This is a genomic window from Rubritalea marina DSM 17716 (assembly GCF_000378105.1).
GTDB lineage: Bacteria > Verrucomicrobiota > Verrucomicrobiia > Verrucomicrobiales > Akkermansiaceae > Rubritalea > Rubritalea marina.
The window spans coordinates 75150-97312 of record NZ_KB899252.1 but is presented as its reverse complement, the minus strand read 5'-3'; the positions used below and the strand labels follow the sequence as shown (position 1 = coordinate 97312).

Here is a 22163-nt window from a genome sequence, read left to right as displayed (position 1 = left end):
TTAGGGTTTAGGCTTTTGATTTTTGATTTGGGTTTGAGATGAAGTTGATGTCTTGGAAGTACTCGAAATAGCGGTTGAGCAGTTGGTGGTCTACAGGTGGGCATGAGGTGCCGTGTGGAGCATTGGCTTTGCGTTTCCTGCTATCGAGGTTGAGGCCGCGCTTGGTGAAAAACGGCAAGATAGTCTCACTGTGTTCTTCAGAGCAGGGGATTTGCTCCAACAGAAATGGGTAGACTGGATAGAGCGCATTCCAGGTAGGCAATTCTGAGCTAAGCTTTTGGTGCCATTGATCGGAATCCATCAATTCTAATGAGTGACCTTGCCGGGTCAGCCAATCCACCAAGTCGGGTAAGGTGATTGGATTGTCGTTGAGAATGTGGAATTGTTGTCCGATGGATCGTCTGTCGAGCGACAGGTCAATAATTTGTTGGGAGACGTAATCTACAGGGGTCATATCGATGTGTAAATCGAGCTTCGGAAAGTGTCCGAGATCGATACATCCTTTGATGAAGCGGCAAAGGAAGTCATCAGTGTGGCAGAATCCGGTTTGAGAGTCTCCCATGACGAGAGCAGGGCGGTAGACCGCTACTTGCATGCCGAGCGACTCTGCGTGTTGGTAGATCTTTTCGCTTACCCATTTGGTTTTGGCATAGCCGCTAAAGATCCTGTCAGGCGAGGGGAGGAAGTCCTCTTCCCGAATAGTCGGAAATTGGTCGCGGTCTGGGGAGTTGAACACCGCGACAGTGGAGACATAGTGGATTGGTATATTTCCCGCCGCTAACGCGAGCTCGATGATGGTGTGGTTCGAGGCCACATTGACCTGATAGAGTTGGCTATAGGGGGCCACGAAATTGACGTTTGCTCCGTTATGATAGATAGAGCTTATTTGTTCTGTTAGTGAGCTGAATGTTTCAGCGTTCAAGCCAAAGTATGGAGCATCGAGTGAGCCACAAAGAACCTGGATGCGGTCGGACCAATGGTGTTTTTGAGTTTCCCATTCAGTAATTTGTGAGAGGCTTTGTATGATCCGTTGCATGCCTGCAGTGGGGTCGGATGCTCTCACTAAGCAGTAAATTTGCTGTTCGGTGTTCTGAAGTAAATCACGCAAGAGGTAGGAGCCTAGAAAGCCGGTGGCGCCCGTGATAAAGATTCCCTTGCCGAACTTGGCTAGTTCGGCTTTCTGGTAGCTCGCGCAGAGTCTGCTTAGTTTGGCAAGTTCCTCGGTGTACTCTAACTTGTGTGCTCCATTTGAGGGAGGGCAGTCTAGAAGTGTTGCTAGATCTTCAATTGAAATGTCTTGATAGAAAATCGAGAGGTCTATAGCGGATTGATGCTCTAGTGATTGGCTAAGTTTGCTGGCAAGCTGGACCAATTGTACGGAATCAAGACCGAGGGAGTTAATGGCATGGTGGTCTCCAAGGACTTCAGCTGGGAGTGCCAGTAGCTCAGCGATGTGTTGCTTCAGAGTCTCCAAAGTATCCTGATGGGGGGCTAAGTTGGTCAAGGCCTCGGGAGCTGCGGCGTCATGTCTATCGATCAGGCTGAGATCGTCCTGGTGGTTCTTGGCGCAAGCTGCGCGCTTGATTTTGCCCGAGCTAGTGCGCGGCATTTGCGAGTATTGCCAAATCTTGACCAAAGGGCGGATGCCGAATGCAGAACTGATCAGTTGCACGATCCCTTGCTCGATTTGTTGTGAAGTTGCCAACTCAGATTGCTCATCAATTTGGACTGAAATGCCCAGAGCTGCTCGTCCGTTGTCATCGACTTCGTATGCGGCAAGGGCGGCTATGGCGTGCTCCATGTATTCTGAAAGCAGGCTTTGCTCGATGTCTTGAGGGTAGTAATTCTTTCCTCGGACGATGATGAGCTCCTTGAGCCTGCCGGTGATGAAAAGCTCGCCATCCATCATGAAACCGAGGTCTCCAGTGCGGAAGTAACCATCTGAGGTCTGGGTGTCTGAGTGACTGAGGTTCCAGTAGCCAGATGTGATGCTGTCTCCTTGAAGCGTGATTTCGCCGATGTGTCCGTCGAGGGTTGGTTCTTCTGTGTTCGGATTGACGATCTGTAGTTTGGTTCCTCCAAGAAGTTTGCCATTACTGAGGAAGGCGATGCTGTCTTCAGAAACCTCTTCATGGAGCTCGACGATATTTTCTAGGAGTTTTTCTCTGGAGAGCTGAGCAAGCTTTGGTGGGTGTTCTGAGTCTTGCACACTGGTGCATAGTGTCTCCGTCATGCCATAATATGGAGTAAAGCAATGCTGAGGTAGTTTGAGCTTTTCAAGCGCGCTGAGGAATCTTGCCACAGTGTTCGACGAGATCACTTCTCCCCCAGAGATGGCCATACGCCAGGAACTTAGATCAAGCTCTTCGCTGATTGAACTTGCTGCAATGAGTTCATATGCAAAGTTTGGAGCTGCTGATAGAGTGGCCTTGTGGTCACTAATAAGCTGGAGCCAAGTGAGGGGCTTCATGATGAAATCCGCGGCTTGGTAGACAATGGTTTCTCCTCCGACTAGTGAGAGAATGCTGCGCATGTAGAACCCTGCGATGTGACAGTTTGGCAACCACACAACAGTCTTATCCTTTTGTGTGATATTTTGTTGGATGATAAACTGACTGTAATTGCTCACTAACATCTCATGGGTGATGGGCACGCCTTTTGGGGAACCAGTGGAGCCTGAGGTATAGAGTAGCAGGGCTGGACTAGGTGAAGTCGCGGCGGTCGCACTGAAGTTGTTTGTGGCGATTGGGGAGAGTGCTAATTGCTCGTAGCTAAGACAGGTGGAGCCGCCAGTGATGGGCTGGAGCTGGGTCAGGGTCTCTGCTGGTCCTAGGATGATGGATGGGGACGCTGATTGGATGATGTGTGCCAGCCGTTTGAGCTCAGTTCGGTCGCTCTCATTTTTGGGAGGATAACTAGGGACGGGGGTGAGATCTAGCATCCAACAGGCAATGACTGAGGGCATGAATGCCTCATGTGTGGGGCTAGGTATCAGTACTCGGTCGCCAGCTTTGGCAATCTGTGAGAGTTTGTTAGCAAAGCGCTTCGATTGATCGATTAGCTCAACATAAGTGAGTATGATTTCCTCTTTGAGGTGCTGAGAAAAGTAGCGGAATGCTACGTTATTTGGTGTCTGCTTGGCGTGGTGTAGGTACGCATCTACAAGGCTATTAAACTGCATTTTAATAGATTCTGTTTGAGGTTATTAAGTGGCGACGTTGCTTTAGGAGACTAATTCTGACGCTTGAGTATTCTTGAACATAGGGTTTCGGAAGCTAGTGACGACTGTGTACTCCTGATTGAGATACATGTGCTTACTGCGCTGCCTCTGGATTTTGCCACTCGTTGTTTTTGGGCATTCACCACGTTTCACGATAACGATCTCGAAGATGGGAATTTGGTGTTCGCGAGCCAGGTGTTTCATAACCTGCTTGGCGAGTGTTTCCGGGTTGGTGTCGCGGGTGCATTCTCGTTTAATTTCAGCGATCACCACAACGAGCTCGGCATCATTTGCTTGAATCGAGAAGCACGAGACTTGGCGTGGACGAATGGCGAAGAATTTTTCTTCGGTAGTGAGTTCGATATCCTGCGGGGAATGGTTTTTCCCATTGATGATGATGAGGTCTTTGGTGCGGCCCGTGATAAAGAGTTCGCCAGTTTCATCGATGAAGGCTAGGTCACCAGTTCTAAAGTAAGGCCCATTGCCGTTTGTTGTATTTAGTTGGAATGCTTCATGAGTCGCCGTGTCATTGTTCCAATAACCTTGCGTGATGATTGGGCCTTGAAGGAGAAGCTCTCCGACATGATTGGGAGGCAGTTCTGTCAGGGAATTGGGTTCTGCAATGCAGAGTTTCACCTCACCAGCTGGGGTGCCACATCCCACGATGTTGAGCGATTTGCGTTTAGGGTCCAGCTGATCGGTCGCGATACCATTAGCAAATGATTCGGCGTCTACTGATTTGTAAGCATAGAGTTCAGAGCGGCGTGTGCTGGTCACAGCGAGGGTAGACTCCGCCATGCCGTACGCGCTGCCTAGGGCTTCTTTCCTGAATCCTACTCGAGCAAAGGTCTCGGCAAATGCCTCGTAGGAGTTGAGTCTGATTGGCTCAGCTGCGTTATGGATACAGGTGAGGTTTGACAGGTCTAGGTCAGGCCAATCTTTGTCCTTCACACTCTCTACGCAGAGGTCAAAAGCGAAGTTGGGCGCTATCGTGACAGAAATTCGATACTTAGAGATCGCCTTTAGCCAATTCAACGGCCTTTTTAAGAAGGCTGTGGGCGTCATGATGTAGCTAGGGTAGCCGCTGTAGAGTGGCTGCAATACGCCGTGAATCAAACCCATGTCGTGAGACTGGGGGAGCCATGTGATGCCAATGTCTTCAGAGTGCATGCCAAAGACTTCTTCGTGATACGCCCCAATGTCCTTCAGGTTTTGGTGGGTCACAATGACCCCTTTGGGGGAGGAGGTGGATCCAGAAGTGTATTGTAAGAATGCTGGATCATTCCAAGTTGTGTCTGGACGTTCCCATTGACTTCTATCTCCCAGAGCTAGCTCTTCATAGCTGATGAGTGTGATGTCTTGAAGCGTTGGGTGTGCGGCAAAGAGGTCTGCGAGCTTTTCCCGGTCGGAGTCGCGTAGGATGGCGAACTTAGGCAATGCGTTGGAAGCTACTGAGCTGAGTCTTCTGACTTGTTCAGCGGTGCTTGGGACGATGGTGGTTACCGCTGTGGCTCCTGATAGCATGCAAGTCAGGAATGCGATGCTATAATCAAGGTCACTACGCATGATCAGGAGTACGCGTTCACCAGAGCAGTCGTATTCTTGCAGTCTACTCGCGCCGCGTTGGCATTGCTCCGAGAGTTCGCGGTAGTTGAGTGATTGGGTGGCAGTCGTACCGTTTTCTAGGTATGAGTAGGCTGGACGTTCAGGGGTTTGTTTGGCTCGCTCCAAGACTATGTCAGCGTAGTTGGAGCAATTTGCTGTGATGATAGGTAGGTTTTTCATGTGATGTATCTTGTTTGTTAGACTATTGGGTGGGTTGTTAGGATGTGTCTATAAATATGTTAGATGTGGTGTTCTGGTTTTGGTTAGTGGTGTTTTGTAAGTGATTTAGGTATATCATCTTGCTTTGTTGTTTTTTTAGTTGGTTTGTCTCAAATAGTTAGCAGATTGTAACTGTTTTCTGTTAGTTATTAGTGTGGGCGGTGTTATTGTAACTCGTTGTTTAACAATGGATATGGCTTTGTTGTGGGTTTTAATGTTGTTTATTTTGAACCGTAATATCCTACTATATATAAATATGTTAGATTGTGTTGTTTATGCGATTTTCTCATGTTAATGGTGGTTAGTGATATATTGTATTTTGGTTTGTTTCTGGTTGTTTGAGTATTGCTTTTTTATTTTTTGTTTGAGATGTATTTTGTTGGGTGTTTGTTATTGGTTGAAGTTTGAAGTGTGGATCTTGAATTGAGTCTTCGTTGATACAGTAATCACCAAGTGTCGAATTAGTGTAACATGCTAACTGTTAGTTTTTAGCGTGATATGAAGATGTGATAATTAAGTTTTCTGTACTAGTGCGACATAGCGTCAAAAACGTGAAACTAGCGATTCGGTGAATCGCCATAGAGTCTACAAAATGACTCATTGAAGAGGGGCTTCAGTAGCGGCTGCTCTGAAGTTTAGGTCGGACATTGACCTAAGGTGGGGAGGCTCTGTTAAAGAGAGAGTGATTTCACCCAGGATTCGTAACTGCGGTCTGGGCCGTTGATGCCAGACTCGTTAGCAGCTTTGAGCGCGAGGTGTGGGGCGCTACGGGCATCTCGTGGGCTAAAGTTGTAGAACTTTTTGAAGTTGCGAGAAAAAGAATTGGGGCAGCTAAAGCCACATTGATAGCCGATTTCGGCAATACTGAGGTGGTGGTGCTGAGCTGACTGGATGAGCTGCAGTGCGTGGCGCATGCGTTGCTCGCGTATGTGTGAGGACAGCCCCCCTAGCGGCTCGGTGACTCTGTAGAGTTGGGCGCGTGAAAGGTGGAAGGCGCTGGCGATGGTGGAGGGGTAGAGGTCGAATTTATGTAGATTCTTGCGAATGAACTGTTTGATTTCGATGAGTAACGCGGTTGGGAGGGTTTCGGCGTGTTTGGGGAGTATGTCGGCCGAGTGTTGGAGTGCTGAGCTTGCGAGGTCGAGTAGTGTGCGTTGGGTGCAGACGCTGGTTTCGATGGTGAGTTCTCCACCTAATTTGTGGAGCGAAATCATATGTTGCTTTAGGAGTTTGGTGAGAGGGCGATTGCGAGGGAGAACTTGGCCATGCCACCGGCTCACAGTGGGGAGGTAAGATTCGATGAGTTCGCGTGGAAAGAGGATTGAGAGGTTGTTGAAGTTTGTGTTGTTATTGGCTACGGGTTTGGCTAGATCGTAGACGATAATGTCTCCTTGGAGTACTTCTGAGTATATCTGCGGGCTATCAAAGTCTGTGGCTCCCGACAGGTAGAGCTGCACCATGATTGAATCGATACCGTCAGCGGAGAGCGCTTTTCTGGAGCGTTTGTAGATTGCTCCAGTGGATCTGGTGTTGGCCAGCATGGTTTGGCCAATCATGGCGGCGTCGAGGTGGGCGTAGAAATTTGCTTCTGTTTTTTTCTCTTGGAGTTCCAGGTCGAAGAGCACTGAAATGCTATCTCGAAAAACTTCATAGCGATTGCCTGAGGCGATCGAGTCTGTGCTGAAGGTTGTTCGAGGGATGAGGTTCATTTCAACATGCTTTGTCCTATTTGTGAGCTCATTAGTCAAACCATATTGATTATTCTGTGAGATGGATTGGTGTTTTTTTGAGACAGATCGTCTGACCCGGGATTGTTAAATTGTGTATACTTGTGTAGTCGGGCATCCAGCACTGATGATAGAATTCCTCCCCTCTGCATGAGTCATGCGTTGTTCCATCGATGTCGCCTCCTTTGGGTGCCCGGCGCTCTCATGGTATCTCCTCTTTGGCTAGAGCTGGTTTTTTCCGGTATATAGATCTTGCTGGTTTTTGTTAGATTTTGTAGTGTTAGTTTCGGCTTCGACTATTTCCTAGCGCGAGTTAGGGCGTCTCAAACCCCAGCATTTAGAGGGGCGTAAGTTGAAGTCTATTTATATTAGGCAATAGAAAAGCCGCTAGAGCGTTGCTCTAGCGGCTTATTTTAGAAATCCTTACTAAGGATCAGAATGCTTAGGCAGTAGGTACAGACTGGATAGTCTTGATTACGCGGGAAGCAATCTGGTATGGGTCGCCTTGTGAGTTAGGACGGCGGTCTTCAAGGTAGCCTTTGTAAGCGTCGTTCTTAACGAAGCCGTGTGGAACACGGATGGATGCGCCACGGTCAGCGATGCCCCAGGAGAACTTATCGATGGACTGAGTCTCGTGGAGGCCGGTGAGGCGTTGGTCGTTGTCTGGGCCGTAAACAGCGATATGCTCTTCACAGTTTTCTTCGAATGCGTCCATGAGCTTGAGGAAGTAGTCCTTGCCGCCTGTTTCACGCATGTACTCTGTAGAAAAGTTGCAGTGCATGCCGGAGCCGTTCCAGTCACCTTTAACAGGCTTACAGTGGTACTCTACGTCTACTTCGTACTCTTCACAGAGTCTCTGAAGGAGGAAGCGAGCTACCCAAATTTGGTCAGCAGCAGTTTTTGAGCCCTTGCCGAATACCTGGAATTCCCACTGGCCGGAAGCTACTTCAGCATTGATGCCTTCGTGGTTGATGCCAGCTTCGAGGCAGAGGTCGAGGTGTGTGTCAGCGATTTCACGGCCGATAGAACCTACGTTCTTGAAGCCAACACCGCAGTAGTATTCACCTTGTGGTTCTGGGTAACCGTTTGCAGGGAAGCCGAGTGGGCGTCCGTCTTGCATGAGGAAGTATTCCTGTTCGAAGCTGAACCAAGTGCCTTCATCGTCAACGATTGTTGCGCGAGCGTTGGATGGGTGTGCAGCGCCGTCAGGAAGCATCACTTCGCACATGACGAGTACGCCGTTGATGCGTGTTGGATCTGGATATACTGCAACTGGCTTGAGTACGCAGTCGGAGTCGCCGCCTTCAGCTTGCTGTGTGGAGGAACCGTCGAAGCCCCACTCAGGAAGGTCTTCTACAGTTGGGAATTCGTCGAATTCGCGAAGCATGCACTTCGTACGAAGGTTAGGAACTGGTGTGTAACCGTCGAGCCAGATGTAATCGAGTCTGTATTTAGCCATAATTATGATTTGTATATTCTGCTTATGTGCCATGGGGGTCGAATCCCAGAGCAGCTTATGCTGAGGTAGCGTAAGCAATTTGCGTGCCAAGGATGAATGAAATTAATTCATCTCTGACTCATCGAATATCCAGAACGATGAGCGTTGTGTCATCTGATCCCGCATTTTCAATAGCGCGGTTCATAAGAACCTTTGCGGGGTGGCTTGTCGAGTCTGCGTTTTGGCTAAGTGCTTGATGGACGTGTTTTTCCCAACAACCGTCAATGATTCCATCAGAGCAAATCATGATGCGATCGCCTATTTGATAGGGGATAGCGGCAATTTGTGGGCGGACTTTACGGTGGCCACCACCGATCACTTCACAGAGGACAGAGCGCTTTGGATCGTTGCGGTACTGTCGTTCGTTGGTGTCGCCTCGCTGTAGCTTGCGCCAGGAAAAGGAATGGTCGTCTGTGACCTGTTGGGTCTTGCCGTTGCGGTGGAGGTAGATACGGGAATCCCCCACGTGAGCAAGGTACATATTCTCTGGGGTGAACCATGCGAGACTGAGGGTCGCGCCCATGCCTTTGAACTCTTCTGAGCTTGCGGCTTTATCGTTGATTGATTGGTGAATCTCTCCGACCTGTTGCTCGAGCAGCTCGAGGTAGTCGGGGTGGAATCCTTGGGCGGCGGAGGCGAAGGTTTTTGGGATGAGGAATGCGAATGTTTGAAGGATTAGAGAAGAGGCTAAGTAGCCTGCATTGCCACCACCCATGCCATCTGAGACGGCAAACACCATATCTTCTTTATCTAGCACATCGTCACCGATGGAGGGGAGTTCTGTGGCGCCTTCTACGCCAGCTCTGAAAACGAGAAATGAGTCATCGTTTTCTTTCTTGCGTGTGCCAGAGATCGATTCGGCATGCCAACGAAAGTTCGGTGGGGTGAAGCTCATGGTTGCTACGAGGCGTCTTGTTCGCGTGGGTCAGGCAGCAAGGTAGCGAGTTCAAAATCGATCACGCAGAACTGCCCTTCTTTTGGGTCGTAGGTGACATTGCGTGGTTCTGGATCGTCGTGTTGGACTCCGTATTCGTCTTCGAGCTTCTTGAAGAGTGAGTCGGATTTTTTACGGGAAATATTGGGAGCTGGGCTACCGCAGTTGGTGGTGCAGAGGTAGTTTTCTTCGAGATTGTAGTCGATGAGAGCAGGGACGTAGTTGCAGCCTCGGTCTTGGAGGGCTTTGAGTATTTTCACTTCGGTGGCGCAGCGTTTGTCTGCATCGGTGCCGCGGAAGTATTTATGCACGTGACCGTGGTAGTCGATTTTGACGAGTGATCGGATGCCGTCTTTGAGGTTTCGCATAGTAGGGAAGAGTATTTATGATGATGTAAGCGTGTAACCAACATAGCACAGAAGCGTTCCGATGACCAGCGTGCCGAGCGAATAGGTGGCAGCTAATCCAAGGTGTTGGTTTTGGATTAGGTTGTGCGTGTCGAGGGCGAAGCTGGAGAAAGTAGTGAAGCCGCCAAATAAGCCCGTCACAAACAAGGGATGAATCCAGCTGGGGTGGTGGGATTTGATCAAGCCTGCGGCGAGGCCGATGAGAAGGCAGCCGATGAGGTTGCATGCGAAGACCCCCCAGGGGAAACCTTGAAAGCGTGCGCTACTGTGGATCCATGAGCTCAGGGCAAAGCGTGAGCAGGCGCCTAAGCCGCCGCCTAGGAAGATGCAGATGAATTGGTGTAAGGTCATCGTGTGTGTGGTGCTACTAGTTATCGCTTGAGTACACCATGCTTCGGGCTTAGCAGGAAGGATGTGAGGAACAGAGCCCCCAGTAAGATGATGATGGCTGGGCCGACTTGGATGTTGAAGAGGTGTGCTGCGTACAGACCAGCAATACTCGTGCCAGCGCCAATGCAAGCACCTCCCCAAAAGATGGCATTGGTGCGATCGGTGAAGAGCAGCATGATGGCCGATGGTGCGACGAGTAGGCCGATAGATAGAATGGTGCCAACAGCCTGTAGGGAAGCAACTAACATGCAGATCAGCAAGCTGAAGCTGAGGTAATGCATGGCGCGTACTGGGACTCCTTGGGCTGCGGCTACGTAGGGTTCAAAGAGGGTGAGGAGGAGCGGGCGCATGAAGAGGTTGCTCAGGACCAGAGTGATGGTGCTTACCCAGAAGACGAGGTGGAGGTCGGCGGGGGAGATGTGAATGATATTGCCAAAAAGCCAATCGTGTAGGCTGGTCGTGACGGGGAGGTGAGGGAGGAGTGCGATGCCTAAGGCAAAAGCGCTGGTGTAGAGAATGGAGAGGGCGGTGTCATTGTGGATGCGGGAATTGCGACTCACCAGAGAGGAACCAAGCCCCACGGCAAGGCAAGCGATGAGAGCGCCTACAAAGGCATTCAGTTGGGTCAATTCACGGGTGATAAGGACCGCGATGGCTATGCCAGGAAGCATGGTGTGGGAGAGAGCCGAGACGGAGAGAGCGTTGCGCCGAAGGTTGACAAAGCCACTGAAAAAACCATTGGCAAATCCGATGAGCGTGCAGCCGATGAGGGCGTGCTGCATGAAAGGATTGGTCGTGATGGACTCGATAAAGCTCATGCTTGATTTTGTGAGAATGTCTCAGCGAGTGAGGATTCGGTGATCAAAGATTGGCAGTCGCCAAATCCGTGAGACTTGCAGTTCACGAGGAGGGCTTGGTTGAATAGGCTGTCTAGCGTGTTGATGTCGTGATGGGATGCAATGACGAGTCGGCCTTCTTGGGCAAGGGTGGCGAGGAGCTGGCCGAGGGTTTCCGAAGAGGGGCGGTCTAGGCCAGTGAATGGTTCATCTAGTAATAAAACGTGGGCGTCTTGGGCGACTGCGCGTGCGATGAAGGCGCGTTGTTGTTGACCTCCTGAAAGTTGGCTAATTTGGCGTTCTTGGAGGTCTTCGAGTCCCAGCGTTTCGATGGCGCCGTCGACAGCATCTTCGTCTTCCTTTCGGAATTTCTTGAACATGCCGAGCTGAGGATAACGCCCCATTTCAACGAGGCCTCGAACGGTGATAGGGAAATCCCAATCGACGGCTTCCCGCTGGGGAAGATAAGCGAACTCACGGGACCACTTCCTAATCTGAGTCCCTCGCCAGCTGATGCTTCCGGTGGACTTAGGGACGAGGCCCGCGATGGCCTTGAGTAGGGTTGATTTGCCGGCTCCATTGGGGCCTATCAGGGCCACTCGATTACCACAGGATGTGTTGAGTGAAATGTGATCGAGTGCCACAATTTGCCGATAGCTGACGCTGAGCTGATCGATAACGAGGTCATGGTGCTCGTGGTGGTGAGCGCAGCAGTCGTGGTGGGCTGAGTCGATAGCTTGGAGCGATTGGAGGTGAAGCTGTGGGGGATCGAGGCTAGGCTCGGTTACCATTCGAATTCAGCGATGTCTGAAATATTTTCGTCGCTGCGCAAGGTAAATTCTTTTCCAGCGTGCGCCTCAGGGTTGAGGACGATTTGGGCAAAGTTCATGTTCTCTGGCTGCTCCCACTCGATGTCTACCTGGAGTTCGATATGGTGAGCTTCGAGGTTGAGAGTGGCTGAGCCGTTCCATTCCTGAGAATCAAATTCCTCCACATTGAAAAGTTCTTTTCCGGTGCTTGGGATGGAGATGCTCATACGCTTGGGCATGGATGAGAAGTAGATTTCGAATTCGCTTTCTACGGCAGTGTCGTTGTGTCCGTGAGCATCGCCATGATCGTGTCCGTGGTCTCCGTGATCATGTCCTCCGTGGTCATGTCCATGACCGCTATTGGCAACGGGCTGAACTCCTTCTGGTAGGATGAGGGCGCGCATACCGAGGTAAAGTCCGAGCAGGATGACGATCGTGAGAGCTGTAGCGATGATTGGTGAACCTTTCATAAATGAATGAGCAATGATGTTGTTGGTATTATGTGTGAAGAAATCGATGTTTTGCCAACCTAAAAGCGAGCTCTTGGAGTTAGCATATTATTTTTAGTGCTTCGTTGGTAGCTCAGCTCTGGGATTGAGCGCGGTCGATTCCTCGCTGAATTGCTAGAATTTTATCGAAGTCCTTGACTCCGGGAGCGGACTCGGAACCAGATGCTAGATCCAAGGCTGCTGGGCGCACTTGACGGGTTGCTAGTTCTGCGTTTTCTGCCGTGATGCCGCCAGCCAGGAGGATGGGGAGTTGCGGGTTGCTGTCGATAAGCTTTCTGGCAAGAGTCCAATCAAATGCCTCACCGGTGCCGCCGTAGACCCCGGGCGCATGCGCGTCTAGTAAGATCGCGTCAGCTCCAAACTCTGAAATATTTGTGAGGGAATCGGAGTTCTTGACGCCAATCGCTCGAATGAATGGATAACCATGTGATTTGAATGCTTGGCAATATTCGATCGACTCGTCGCCATGAAATTGTGCGACGTCGATCGTGTTATTGTTGAGTAGGTCGAGCACCTCGCTGGGGTCGGCGTTGACGAAGACACCAACGCGCAGGATTTGGTCAGCTAATGGCTTGAGAATGGAATGGGCTTTTGTGGGGCTGATATAGCGCTTGGATTGAGGCCAGAAATTCACCCCTAGCGCTTCGACTCCATGTTCGACAAGTCCACGTGCATCTTCTTCGCGTGTGATACCGCAGACTTTTAACGAGGTGTTGGATGGGGCAAAGAATGAGCTCATGTGGGCAGCGATAGCACTTATTGAAGGATGAGTCCAGCGGGCTTACGTAGTCCAACGGCTACGGGGATCATGGCAAGTAGGACCCCCACTGCCGAAGCTGCGATGATGATGGCCATGTCAAGCTGTGGTAGCGTGAGGAATTCAGCAGCACGGAGCTGGAGGCCATTGACTGAGCCAATCAAAATGTTGTAGATCAATGGCCAGGACTTGAAGGCGATAAAAATACCAAGCCCGGTGAGGACTGCGTTCTCGCAGAGGCCGTGGATCAAAAGAATGAAACGTGGGGTGCCGAAGCTTCGGAGAAGAGCAAGTAGGTATGATTCTTGGCGGAATTCAAGCCAAGCTATGGCTCCGATAATGAGTGCGGAAATCAGACCGCAGGTCAGAACGATGCCAATACGGATTTGGGTTTGTAGTTGGTTCAGCTTTTCCACCTCCGCAATGATGCCGAGGGAGTTGAACTTGCGCGGGCTCCGGCGCTCGGCTGCGTAGTAGGCTGAGGTGGCTGCCTCGAAGCGCGTGGCAGTGTCAATGTCTCCGAAGGAGGCAATGATGTGGGTGTAAAATCCAGCCGTGAAGAAGGGGATAGCCATTTCTTCGGGTATAGCGATCGCCGACGAAGTGCCTAGAGCCAGTTGCATGTCGTCGTCCATGGCAATCGGTTTTGCATAGAGCGTGGTGCGATCGCTGGTGATTTCCTCGATCGGTGAGCAATGTTGTGGGGAGGTGCTAAGTAACCAAATATTGGGAGCTTCACCTGCGTCATGTATGCTTAGGCTTGGGTATTTGGATGAATATGCGATGACGGGCACCGCACGGTTGTCTTTCCATTGCACAAATTGGAAGGTCTGCCTGAAGTAGCTGAGACGGGCGGTAGGGAATTCTCTGTGCCACATTTCTTCTTCACTGCGGCTCTTAATGAGTTGAGTGGTAGCTTCGGATGGTAAGATTCTATCTGCTAGATAAATACGCAGTGAGTTTGTCTCAGAAAGTTTTTTCTGAAGCTGGTACTTAGACTCAGCAAAGAAGACCAAAACCAATAGAGCGAGTAGGCTCAATATGGAGGTGACCAAGATTTTACTTAGTGGCGACGTCGGGTTCTCAAACCATCTCCTGAAGGTGTTCTTCCACAGGTAAGAAGGAATTAAAATCAAGGATTTCATCAGCGATTGGGTCGAGGCGGTTGTCGTGAGTGGCGATCAGGCAAACAGTGGATTTTGGTAACTTGTTGGTCAGTGCTTGAGTGATGATTTGTGTGTTGAGGTGGTCCAGGCCAGAGGTAGGTTCATCGAGGAGTAAGATAGAGGGTTGTTTGGCTAAGGCTCTGGCAATGGCGGCACGTTGTTGCTGGCCGCCAGAGAGTTTGGTCGGTTTCTTATGCTGCAGCTTCTCAAGGCCAAGTGCCTGAATCCATTCGTCAGCGAGCGCGCTGGGTTTATTTGCTAGCTCTAGAGCCAGTAATATATTTCTGCGAACGCTTGCTAGAGGGAGCAGGTTGAGCTGTTGAAATACAAAGCCGACCTCCTCACGCAGGAAGGTGGAGGAACCAAAGCCGTGCGGCGATGTCGTCACTACCGTACCTTTTGGTACTGGGATGAGAGAAGCGATGATTCTCAAAAGCGTGCTTTTGCCGCACCCTGAAAACCCCTTAATTAAGGTGATGCCTGCATCAGCATTAAAATCGAAGCCGTCGAATACTGGAGCCGCTGCGTGAGGGTATCTGTAGCTTAGGTTGTTTACAGAAACTTGCATCAGTTGTTTGCCTTGAGAGCGATTGCTTGTGGTCCAATCATAACAACCTGCGCATCAGGCCAGATTTTCTTGATGACGCCTCGCCATCCGTCCTTTTTGAGGGTTTCTGGATGAAGTGTCGCAATTTCATTCTTCAGAATGATGTGAGCTGGCTCGTCGAGCTCCACGAAGATGTTGGCTACAGATTGTGTGCCTATGGCATTTTTTGCATAGGTGAGTTCATTTTGGTCGACCGCGAAGCACCAAGTTCTTTTTCCCTGGGATCTAGCAGTCGCTAGTTTTTCGTGGGAGTAATTGGCTGTTAGTAATCTCCCTACTGAGCCTAGGTGGATCAATAGGGAGAGCTTTTCTTTGTCGTAAGCAAATAGCGATGAGTTGTTGATGATTAAATCTGCGTGGATCGATTCTGTGTCACGAAGTTTCGCAAATAATTGATTATCTGGTAGCCAGATGGATTCCCCCTTTTTGAGCTTTTCGATTTTATCAGGGGCTAAAAAAAAGGTCAGCTCTCCGGCATGTTGTGCAATGAGTTTTGACTGATGCTCTTTACTTTCGTGGGAGCGAATGGCTTGGGCTAATTTCAGTTCAATTTCTTTCTTCTTAAGCTTGTTTTTCAGAAGGTACTGTTCGGTGTCTACCTTATTTCGGAGTCTTTCTTGTTGTTGTTGGAGTTCACCAATAGCCTTTCGAATCCGATCTTTAGTCTTCTTGTTTAGGTCTTCAGTGAGCAATGCCAATTCGAGTTCGGAGATTTTTGAAATCAGCAGGTTGAGACCTTTCTCAATCTTCAGTAGCTCTTCGATGTTGTCGTCCTGAAGGTTGTCGATTTCGAGAGCTGACTTTTCTCGCAGCAAGGATAAGTTTCTCGCTTGATTATCAAGCACGGTGGGGTTGTAGGTGGCCCAATGCTGATGTTTGACGAGGCTTTCGCTAAATCCCTTATTAATTTGCAATCTAGCCGCAGAAGGAGAGCGGTAAATGGTCTCGTTATTTGCTTCGATCGTGACTCTCTCAGCAGCGACCCATAGCTTGGGAGCCATGCCCAATTGGGTATAATCAGCAGGTAAGGGGGGGCTCGCAAGGCAAGGTAAAGCCAATAACATGCAGAGCAACGAGATTGTGAATGATTTATGCATTGTTTAGGCTAGTACTTTTTCCAGTAGGCTTCATCCCAAACCCAGAGTTGGAGATCGAATTGGGTTTGTTGGAGTGAGTTGTTTTTTAGACTCTGCTTTAAATCGGATTGTTGTTTGAGGTAAGTATTTACTAAGTTCGCTGAAGAGGTTTTGTGTAAATTACGTTCGAGGTTTTGATATTTTGCTCTCAGAATTTTTTCCTCCTCGATCAAGTATTTATACCTTTTCTTGATAAGGTATAACCGGGAGGCGTCTGTCTCAGCTTTTAGCATAAGTTCTTTGCGAATATATGCTGCACGGACCTCTGCTTTTTTTAATCTCTCGGTGGAAAGTGGATCGTTGAGTTTGATGCCATGAGTAGCACCAGAAAAAAGTTTTGTTTGTTGGGGGTCAAAGCTTTCATCAAGACCACTACTTGAATTAACCAGAGGAGGGTTGGATAGGCCTATGCTTAATTGCGGCCAACGACTGACTTTTACATTCCATAAAGCTAGAACATTGCTTTCGATTTGTAAGGTCTGGAGCATCATTCCCAATTTCCCGTAGCCAGTATTTAAAGATAGATTGTGAACTTTACGAGCATAAGAGATATTTGGGGTGGGGCCTACTAATTTCCAGTTTCCGCCGGGCGTAGTAAAGAGGTTGTTTAATCTAACTCTAAATTGTTCTTTTCGTGTAGTAAGTTCTAGTTGCTTCCTTTTAAGTTGATTAGATCTATCTGAAAAGTTGTCGTGGACGCTTTGGTTGACTTGTTTGAGTAGTCTATTGAATTCCTTTTCATCGGTATTCAGCTTTTGCTGTTCTATATATAAACTATAGAGCCTGACATGAAAATCTCTTCGAGTGACCTCTTGTCCCCATTCCGCAGCGATCATGCTCAATTTATCTGCATATAGTTGTGCGTAAAATTGGAATGGGTTTGGGATCGTGATGTTGCCAACTATGGAAAAAGAAATATCATCGGTGGTTAAGTCTGATATTTCTGTCAAAGATTTAGAGATGTTTACAAATGTAAATATCTCTGGCGCTAGTGTCCACCATGTACGGTTTTGAGATTTGAGGGTGTGTTCAACTTGGTCCTTAGACTTTAAGTACTCTAGGTTGTGACTTTCGATTCTATTAATGGCGTCATTCCATTTAATTTTTTGGATAGGAGCATTTGTAATCGATTTGGTGAGGTTCGAAATTACTAAACTTTGCTGGATTTGATGATCGTCGATGCTACGCATTACTCGTTGGTTCACTCCACATTGACACAGCAACAGCGAGAATGAGTAAATAGCCAACGAAGTACTGAGCGCTCTCTTATTCAATGGTCCCAGAGATTTATTCTAAAATCAAAATACACGCACTATCACCATGATCGTGCGTGTATTGAGCTAAATAGGGTTGGTATTGCTTATTATATCTGCGAAGGAGCAGTAAATGTCCCGGAATTACCATTAGCTGTGGTGTACGTACCTGATATATTTTGGTCGACGGTGTCAGCACTTTGGAATTCTACCACAATGGTGCCATCTTGCTCGGTACCACCTGAGATGACAATTTGTGCACTGTCGGAGCCGCCAATTCGAGTGTATGTGTAGTTCGCTGAGCCAACGGTGATTGTGGAGGTGTCATCCTTGAACACAGCAGTGCCGATTTCATCAAAGCTGCCTGGTAGACCTGCGCTTTTCGTGAAGTCTAAACTAAAGTTGTCGGTGGGGTCTGAACCGTCTTCGAAATTGAAGGTATAGCCATTGAGTGACGATGGAGACACTTTACTTACGCGGTTGACGAAATCTGGATCTAAATCATATCCAGCAGTGGGGATGTTGCCTGAGTCAGTTCTAGTTTCCATATTTGCTATGATGGTTCTTGATACTGCGCTGGCATCAGATGGATCGTAGTCTAGGTTCGTACTGGCAACAAATATACCACCTGAAAAGAATCCGTATGGTGCGAAGTCTGATGTGAAATTGGATGAGGAGTTTTGCAGTGTAGTGCTGCCATTGCCAAAGTTTACGGTATGAGATCTGGTGAATGAACGGCCATTAGGTGTATTTCCTGAAGTATCTACAAGTCCCAAACCGGAATACTCTGCCCCCGTGAAGGTGATCTGAATTTGTCCAGATGTATCATTAATGGCTTGATATGTATAAGTGGCTCCATTGATTGAGGTTGGATATGAGACATCAAGGTCAATGTTTGATGCTGTTTGGTGTGTTTGTTCCGCTGCAATTCTTGTGTAGAGCACTGAGCCCGTTTCAATATCGCCGTCATTGTACGCCTTTCCAGAAGCAGAGCTGCGAATGAACTCATAAGTGACAATGTTGTCATAGGTGATCACTAATTGTTCAAGTGTTCGAGGGCGAACGATTGTGTTGTCAGTGGCAGCTCCGCCACCACCACAGTTGGTGAGTGAGGTTACTGCTAGGGTTGTGGCTGTTACTGCGGCTAGTTTGCCAAGTGGTTTGAGTTTTGCGTAGGTATTCATGAGAGTGAGATTGGTATGTGTAGAATGAACGGCTTTATGAAGGCTTATGTAGTTAAGGTTTCGAGTTATTTCATGTCAATGTGAAATTCCCGTTAGTTAAAGGCTTGGTTCATGTTTTTGTTAGGAGGGGGAGGAACTTGAAGGGTCATAAGATGAGCATGCAATCGCCATAGCTGTAGAAGCGGTATTTTTCTCTGACGGCCTCTTCGTAGGCTTGGAGTGTGAGCTCTTTGCCTGCGAAGGCTGAGACGAGCATGATGAGAGTGCTTTTTGGGAGATGGAAATTGGTGAGGAGGCGATCGACTCGGTTGAACTGGAACCCGGGGTAGATGAAGATGTCGGTTGCTCCATGGGTTTGTGTGAGTTCTTTGGTTTCGCGGGTGAGGCTTTCAAGGACGCGGGTGCAGGTGGTGCCAACAGCCGTGACGCGTTTGGCGGAATTGATGATATTGGCGGATTCTTTTGAGAGAGCGTACTGCTCGGAGTGCATGTCGTGGTCTTCGATATTCTCGGCCTTGACGGGGCGGAAGGTGCCAATCCCCACGTGTAGTGTGAGGAAGGTATGGGGGAGGCATTTTAGGATTTCTGGCGTGAAGTGCAGGCCGGCAGTGGGCGCTGCAATGGCACCTTCTTCTTGGGCAAAGACAGTTTGGTAACGATCGAGGTCAGCAGAGTCGCTATCTCGGTTCATGTAGTGAGGAAGAGCGAGCGAACCGTGCTCGTGGATGTCGATTTCGCGGTCCCAGCGGATGAGGCGGTTGCCATTTTCTAGGATGCTCGTGACGGTGCCGGTTGCTTCACCGACGTTGACCGTGCGGCCCACTTTCATTTTTTTACCAGGTCTGACCAAGCAGTCCCAGAGGGTGGGTTCGGGGCGATTGGTGACGACTAGTTCGATTGCGCCATCGTTTGAGAATACGCGTGCTGGAATGACTTTGGTGTCATTGAGGACGAGCAGGTCGTCATCCTCAAAGTACTCTTGAATGTCAGAGAACATTCGGTGGTGGATGCTGCTTGTGGCGCGGTTGATGACCAGCATGCGCGAGCCACTTCGGTGCTCGAGTGGGCGGTCTGCGATCAGTTCTTCAGGTAAGTGAAAGTCGAAGTCATCGGTGCGCATGGGCATGTGGTACACTGTTCATTAGTCATTGGTCAATGGCAATGGGGGCGAGAAGGTGAGAGTCCAGTGGCAAGTTTTGTGATGTGTGCTAGACTGCGCGCAGAGATGTTTTATTGGTGGGACATATTAGGGACATTTATTTTTTGTGTGTCAGGCGCCTTGGCGGGTCGTCAGTTAAAAATGGACTATCTAGGTTTGTTTGTGATGGCTTTGGTGACAGGGACGGGGGGCGGAGTTTTGCGCTCGGTGCTTTTGGGTGATGTGCCTCCGGTGATATTCACCACGCCTGATTATGTGATTGTGGCGGTATTATCGGTGCCTACAGCGGTATTGTTTGATCGATGGTGGCATCGCTACCATCGATTGGTGAGTGTGGTGGACGCCCTGGGGATTGGTCTCTTTGCCTGTGTGGGGGCTCGAGCTGCTAGTGAGCATGGATTGGCGTGGTGGGCATGCATGGGTATGGGCATGATGACAGCCACCTTTGGGGGGGTGATACGCGACATTATTCGCAATGAGGTGCCGTTGATCTTTCGTAAGGAGATTTACGCTACGGCTGCGCTACTGGGAGCTGGCTTGATGCTGTATCTCGACTCCTTAGGGGTGGGGTCTAGTGTTTCCGTGGTGATTTCGGCATTAGTGGCAGCGGCTGTGCGATTGCTCGCTATCCGTTATGCGCTGAATGCGAGAGAGTGATCTTCGCGTGGAGATAGGATTCGGTGTTGATTTTTGAAAGCTCGCAACTAGAGTTTCGTAGTCTATTGATAGATGGTCAATGTTGGCCACAAAGTAGTGACAGATGTGATGCGAGGTGTTCTAGGATTAATCTACAGTGTTTTAATGGTCATTGGTGCTTCGTCTCTGATGGCGCAGCAAAGTTATATTGTGCTAGAAAAGCATTCGAAGAAGGTGCTGTTAGCCTCCGGGAGTGAATACAAACGACCGGTTGGGGGGATGGTGCAAATGGCAACGGCGAAGGTGGCCTTAGACTGGAGAAAGGTTTCGAATGTTAGTTCTACATCGATGATTCCTGTGCCAGCCGCCGCGGTGATGCAGGGAGGGAGCAATCCGCTTAAGTTGGCGGCGGGAGACCGTTTGAAGCTTCGCGATCTATTGTATGCATGTATTTTGAGTGACGATGCAGTGGCGAGCCGCACACTGGCCTACCACGTTGGGTCGGATTTATTGCGACGTCGTGGTCAGGCCGGCGATCCCTTGGGCGCCTTTGTGTTTGAGATGAATCAACTGGCCAAAGCTCTGGGAATGAGTCGCACGAAATTTGTCTCCCCAGACGACCGGATGCTGGGGAAATCCTCAAATATGGCAAGCGCATCTGATATGGCTAGGCTATCGATTAAGCTGGTGGATGACACAGGGTACAGGTTCTACGCGAAGCAAAAGTCACGCACGGTCACGGTGCATAAGGCATCTGGGGTAAACCAGAGCTACATCGTCACCAATGCTAACGTGATGCTAGGCGGGGCTCAGAAGATCATCGGATTGCGCATGTCATATGGCGGCGGCCAGCATGCAGCGATTGTTTCAGACCGTTTGCCTTATCGTATCAAATCTGCGTCTGGTACTGAGGAGGTGACGCCGGTGCAATTGATCAGTGTGGTTTTGGGTTCTCCAAGCTCGATGGGGTCAAGTAAGCAGCTGATCTCGCAAGGGTGGAGTGCTTATGAAAGGTGGCGCCAAGCAGGTTACTTAGCCTATCCAGATAGGCGAGGCTTCATAAAGGTACCACGCTAGTGAGGCTATACTTCAATCCTCCACAAGCAGAGGATTCTGATCTACTGGCATTCGGAGAGGCTGACGTGCTAGTCTTGCTTTGTGACTCGATTGATCATACTAGTGTGCTTGTCCATCGGTAGTTGGACGAGTGTGTTCGCACAGGAATATTGTTTTGATAAGACTTTGGATAAATTAGCTGGGGAAATGGTACGATCTTACCCAGATCTGCAGGGCTTGAAGCGAAGCTCTGAGATCCGAGCTGAGCTAGTGAAGGAATTTAGGAGGCTGGGGGTGGAGGACGTGCCTCGCAGTTGGATGAGGGACAAGCGTCGTCGGAAGATCGATTATGAAGAGATCGGTTGGCAGCAATTGGTGCAAGAGTTTGAACAAGCGCAGATCAAGATTCCTCAAGCGGAGTATTTGTTGCGCATCGCGAAGGAGCAGAAGCTGCGATTTGATGAGCATCATGTTGTGGAAAAGCTGATGTATTTCTATCTCAAGAAGTACTTGAACCAGCGAGAGGAGGAATCACGGGAGCGATTAGCAGAGCTTGGAAAGCAATTTACTTATTTTGTGAGAGCTCATGGGCGCGACCCAAAGGATCTGGCTGAGTTTGTGAAGTTAGGTGATGTGAGAATGTGCGTGGACCCTCAGACAGGAGAGGAAGCGCCATGGGTTTATGTGGGAGCAGGTCCTTCGGAGATCCGAGGGAGTAGTCGATTTCGAGTGGTGGCATATTCTCCATTCAACAGTGGGAGTAGAAGCAGGTTCCGCTGGATTGTCTATCGAGGTGGGCGGGTTACAGAATGGCGTAGTGAAACGATTTTATCGGCACACAAGAGGATGATAGAGAGCAATACTAAGCTGGCTCAGAAGGAGGAAGAAGCACAGGCGCGTGAGCTTGCTGAAAATCAGGAACAAATTGTCCAGGCCCAGCAAGCCATGACCGCAGCTTTGGTGGGGAGTTTTAGGCCTGAACCTGAGGTGAAACCCAAGAAAAAAGCCCTTCGAATTACGATTCGAGAGCTTTGGTGAGCGCGTCTAGGGCCTTG

20 protein-coding genes are annotated in these 22163 nt (G+C 49.4%); 3 read left to right on the top strand and 17 right to left on the bottom strand.

Translation table 11 applies throughout. The annotated features are described in order from the left end of the window. Nucleotides 1–7: 7 nt before the first annotated feature. From F454_RS15650 to queA, 17 genes are all read right to left on the bottom strand, one after another. Complete coding sequence (locus F454_RS15650) at nt 8–3181, bottom strand: thioester reductase domain-containing protein (protein WP_018969774.1); 3174 nt, start codon at nt 3179–3181, stop codon at nt 8–10. A 42-nt stretch (nt 3182–3223) separates the two neighbouring features. Continuing rightward, on the bottom strand, nt 3224–5005 hold the full coding sequence (locus F454_RS0106220; protein ID WP_018969773.1) for a fatty acyl-AMP ligase: 1782 nt from the start codon (nt 5003–5005) through the stop codon (nt 3224–3226). Between the two features lie 710 nt (nt 5006–5715). Further along, entirely contained in the window at nt 5716–6753 is a 1038-nt protein-coding gene (locus F454_RS0106215; RefSeq protein ID WP_018969772.1) for an AraC family transcriptional regulator, read from the bottom strand. A gap of 460 nt (nt 6754–7213) precedes the next feature. Next, nucleotides 7214–8230: a glutamine synthetase beta-grasp domain-containing protein gene (locus F454_RS0106210; protein WP_018969771.1), complete on the bottom strand. Its 1017-nt coding sequence runs from the start codon at nt 8228–8230 to the stop codon at nt 7214–7216. A 118-nt stretch (nt 8231–8348) separates the two neighbouring features. Beyond that, on the bottom strand, nt 8349–9164 hold the full coding sequence (locus F454_RS14390) for a PP2C family protein-serine/threonine phosphatase (RefSeq protein WP_018969770.1): 816 nt from the start codon (nt 9162–9164) through the stop codon (nt 8349–8351). Nucleotides 9165–9169: 5 nt separating this feature from the next. Beyond that, nucleotides 9170–9571 (bottom strand): protein kinase family protein, encoded by a 402-nt coding sequence (locus tag F454_RS0106200; protein WP_018969769.1) that lies wholly within the window; start codon nt 9569–9571, stop codon nt 9170–9172. 15 nt (nt 9572–9586) lie between these two features. Next, nucleotides 9587–9961, bottom strand: a complete 375-nt coding sequence (crcB, locus tag F454_RS0106195) for a fluoride efflux transporter CrcB (RefSeq protein ID WP_018969768.1) — start codon at nt 9959–9961, stop codon at nt 9587–9589. A 20-nt stretch (nt 9962–9981) separates the two neighbouring features. Then, nucleotides 9982–10818: a metal ABC transporter permease gene (locus F454_RS0106190; protein WP_018969767.1), complete on the bottom strand. Its 837-nt coding sequence runs from the start codon at nt 10816–10818 to the stop codon at nt 9982–9984. Next, nucleotides 10815–11627, bottom strand: a complete 813-nt coding sequence (locus F454_RS0106185; protein ID WP_018969766.1) for a metal ABC transporter ATP-binding protein — start codon at nt 11625–11627, stop codon at nt 10815–10817. Before F454_RS0106185 ends, F454_RS0106190 begins: the two co-directional genes overlap by 4 nt. Further along, nucleotides 11621–12115 carry a hypothetical protein gene (locus F454_RS0106180; protein ID WP_018969765.1) on the bottom strand — a complete coding sequence of 165 codons (495 nt, stop codon included), beginning with the start codon at nt 12113–12115 and terminating at the stop codon, nt 11621–11623. Before F454_RS0106180 ends, F454_RS0106185 begins: the two co-directional genes overlap by 7 nt. Nucleotides 12116–12227: 112 nt before the next feature. After that, nucleotides 12228–12893, bottom strand: coding sequence for a phosphoribosylanthranilate isomerase (locus F454_RS0106175; RefSeq protein WP_018969764.1), 666 nt, complete (start codon nt 12891–12893; stop codon nt 12228–12230). Between the two features lie 17 nt (nt 12894–12910). Further along, entirely contained in the window at nt 12911–13966 is a 1056-nt protein-coding gene (locus F454_RS0106170; RefSeq protein ID WP_018969763.1) for an ABC transporter permease, read from the bottom strand. 28 nt (nt 13967–13994) lie between these two features. Next, nucleotides 13995–14645 carry an ATP-binding cassette domain-containing protein gene (locus F454_RS0106165; RefSeq protein WP_018969762.1) on the bottom strand — a complete coding sequence of 217 codons (651 nt, stop codon included), beginning with the start codon at nt 14643–14645 and terminating at the stop codon, nt 13995–13997. Then, a complete protein-coding gene (locus F454_RS0106160; protein ID WP_018969761.1) occupies nt 14645–15685 on the bottom strand; it encodes a hypothetical protein in 1041 nt (346 codons plus the stop codon). Before F454_RS0106160 ends, F454_RS0106165 begins: the two co-directional genes overlap by 1 nt. 104 nt (nt 15686–15789) lie before the next feature. Next, nucleotides 15790–17010 (bottom strand): hypothetical protein, encoded by a 1221-nt coding sequence (locus F454_RS0106155; protein WP_018969760.1) that lies wholly within the window; start codon nt 17008–17010, stop codon nt 15790–15792. A gap of 173 nt (nt 17011–17183) precedes the next feature. Then, nucleotides 17184–18257: a hypothetical protein gene (locus F454_RS0106150; RefSeq protein ID WP_018969759.1), complete on the bottom strand. Its 1074-nt coding sequence runs from the start codon at nt 18255–18257 to the stop codon at nt 17184–17186. A gap of 145 nt (nt 18258–18402) precedes the next feature. Then, the gene (queA, locus tag F454_RS0106145; protein ID WP_026292747.1) at nt 18403–19377 is read right to left on the bottom strand and encodes a tRNA preQ1(34) S-adenosylmethionine ribosyltransferase-isomerase QueA; all 975 of its coding nucleotides are present in this window, start codon (nt 19375–19377) and stop codon (nt 18403–18405) included. On the opposite strand from queA, the gene F454_RS0106140 reads away from it, so the two are divergent. The 3 genes from F454_RS0106140 (at nt 19351) to F454_RS0106130 (ending at nt 22146) form a co-directional block, all read left to right on the top strand. Beyond that, nucleotides 19351–20073, top strand: coding sequence for a trimeric intracellular cation channel family protein (locus tag F454_RS0106140; protein ID WP_083912908.1), 723 nt, complete (start codon nt 19351–19353; stop codon nt 20071–20073). The genes queA and F454_RS0106140 overlap by 27 nt on opposite strands. 108 nt (nt 20074–20181) lie before the next feature. Next, a complete protein-coding gene (locus tag F454_RS0106135) occupies nt 20182–21129 on the top strand; it encodes a serine hydrolase (protein ID WP_205618998.1) in 948 nt (315 codons plus the stop codon). Between the two features lie 186 nt (nt 21130–21315). Beyond that, nucleotides 21316–22146 (top strand): hypothetical protein, encoded by an 831-nt coding sequence (locus F454_RS0106130; RefSeq protein WP_018969755.1) that lies wholly within the window; start codon nt 21316–21318, stop codon nt 22144–22146. Nucleotides 22147–22163: the final 17 nt, after the last annotated feature.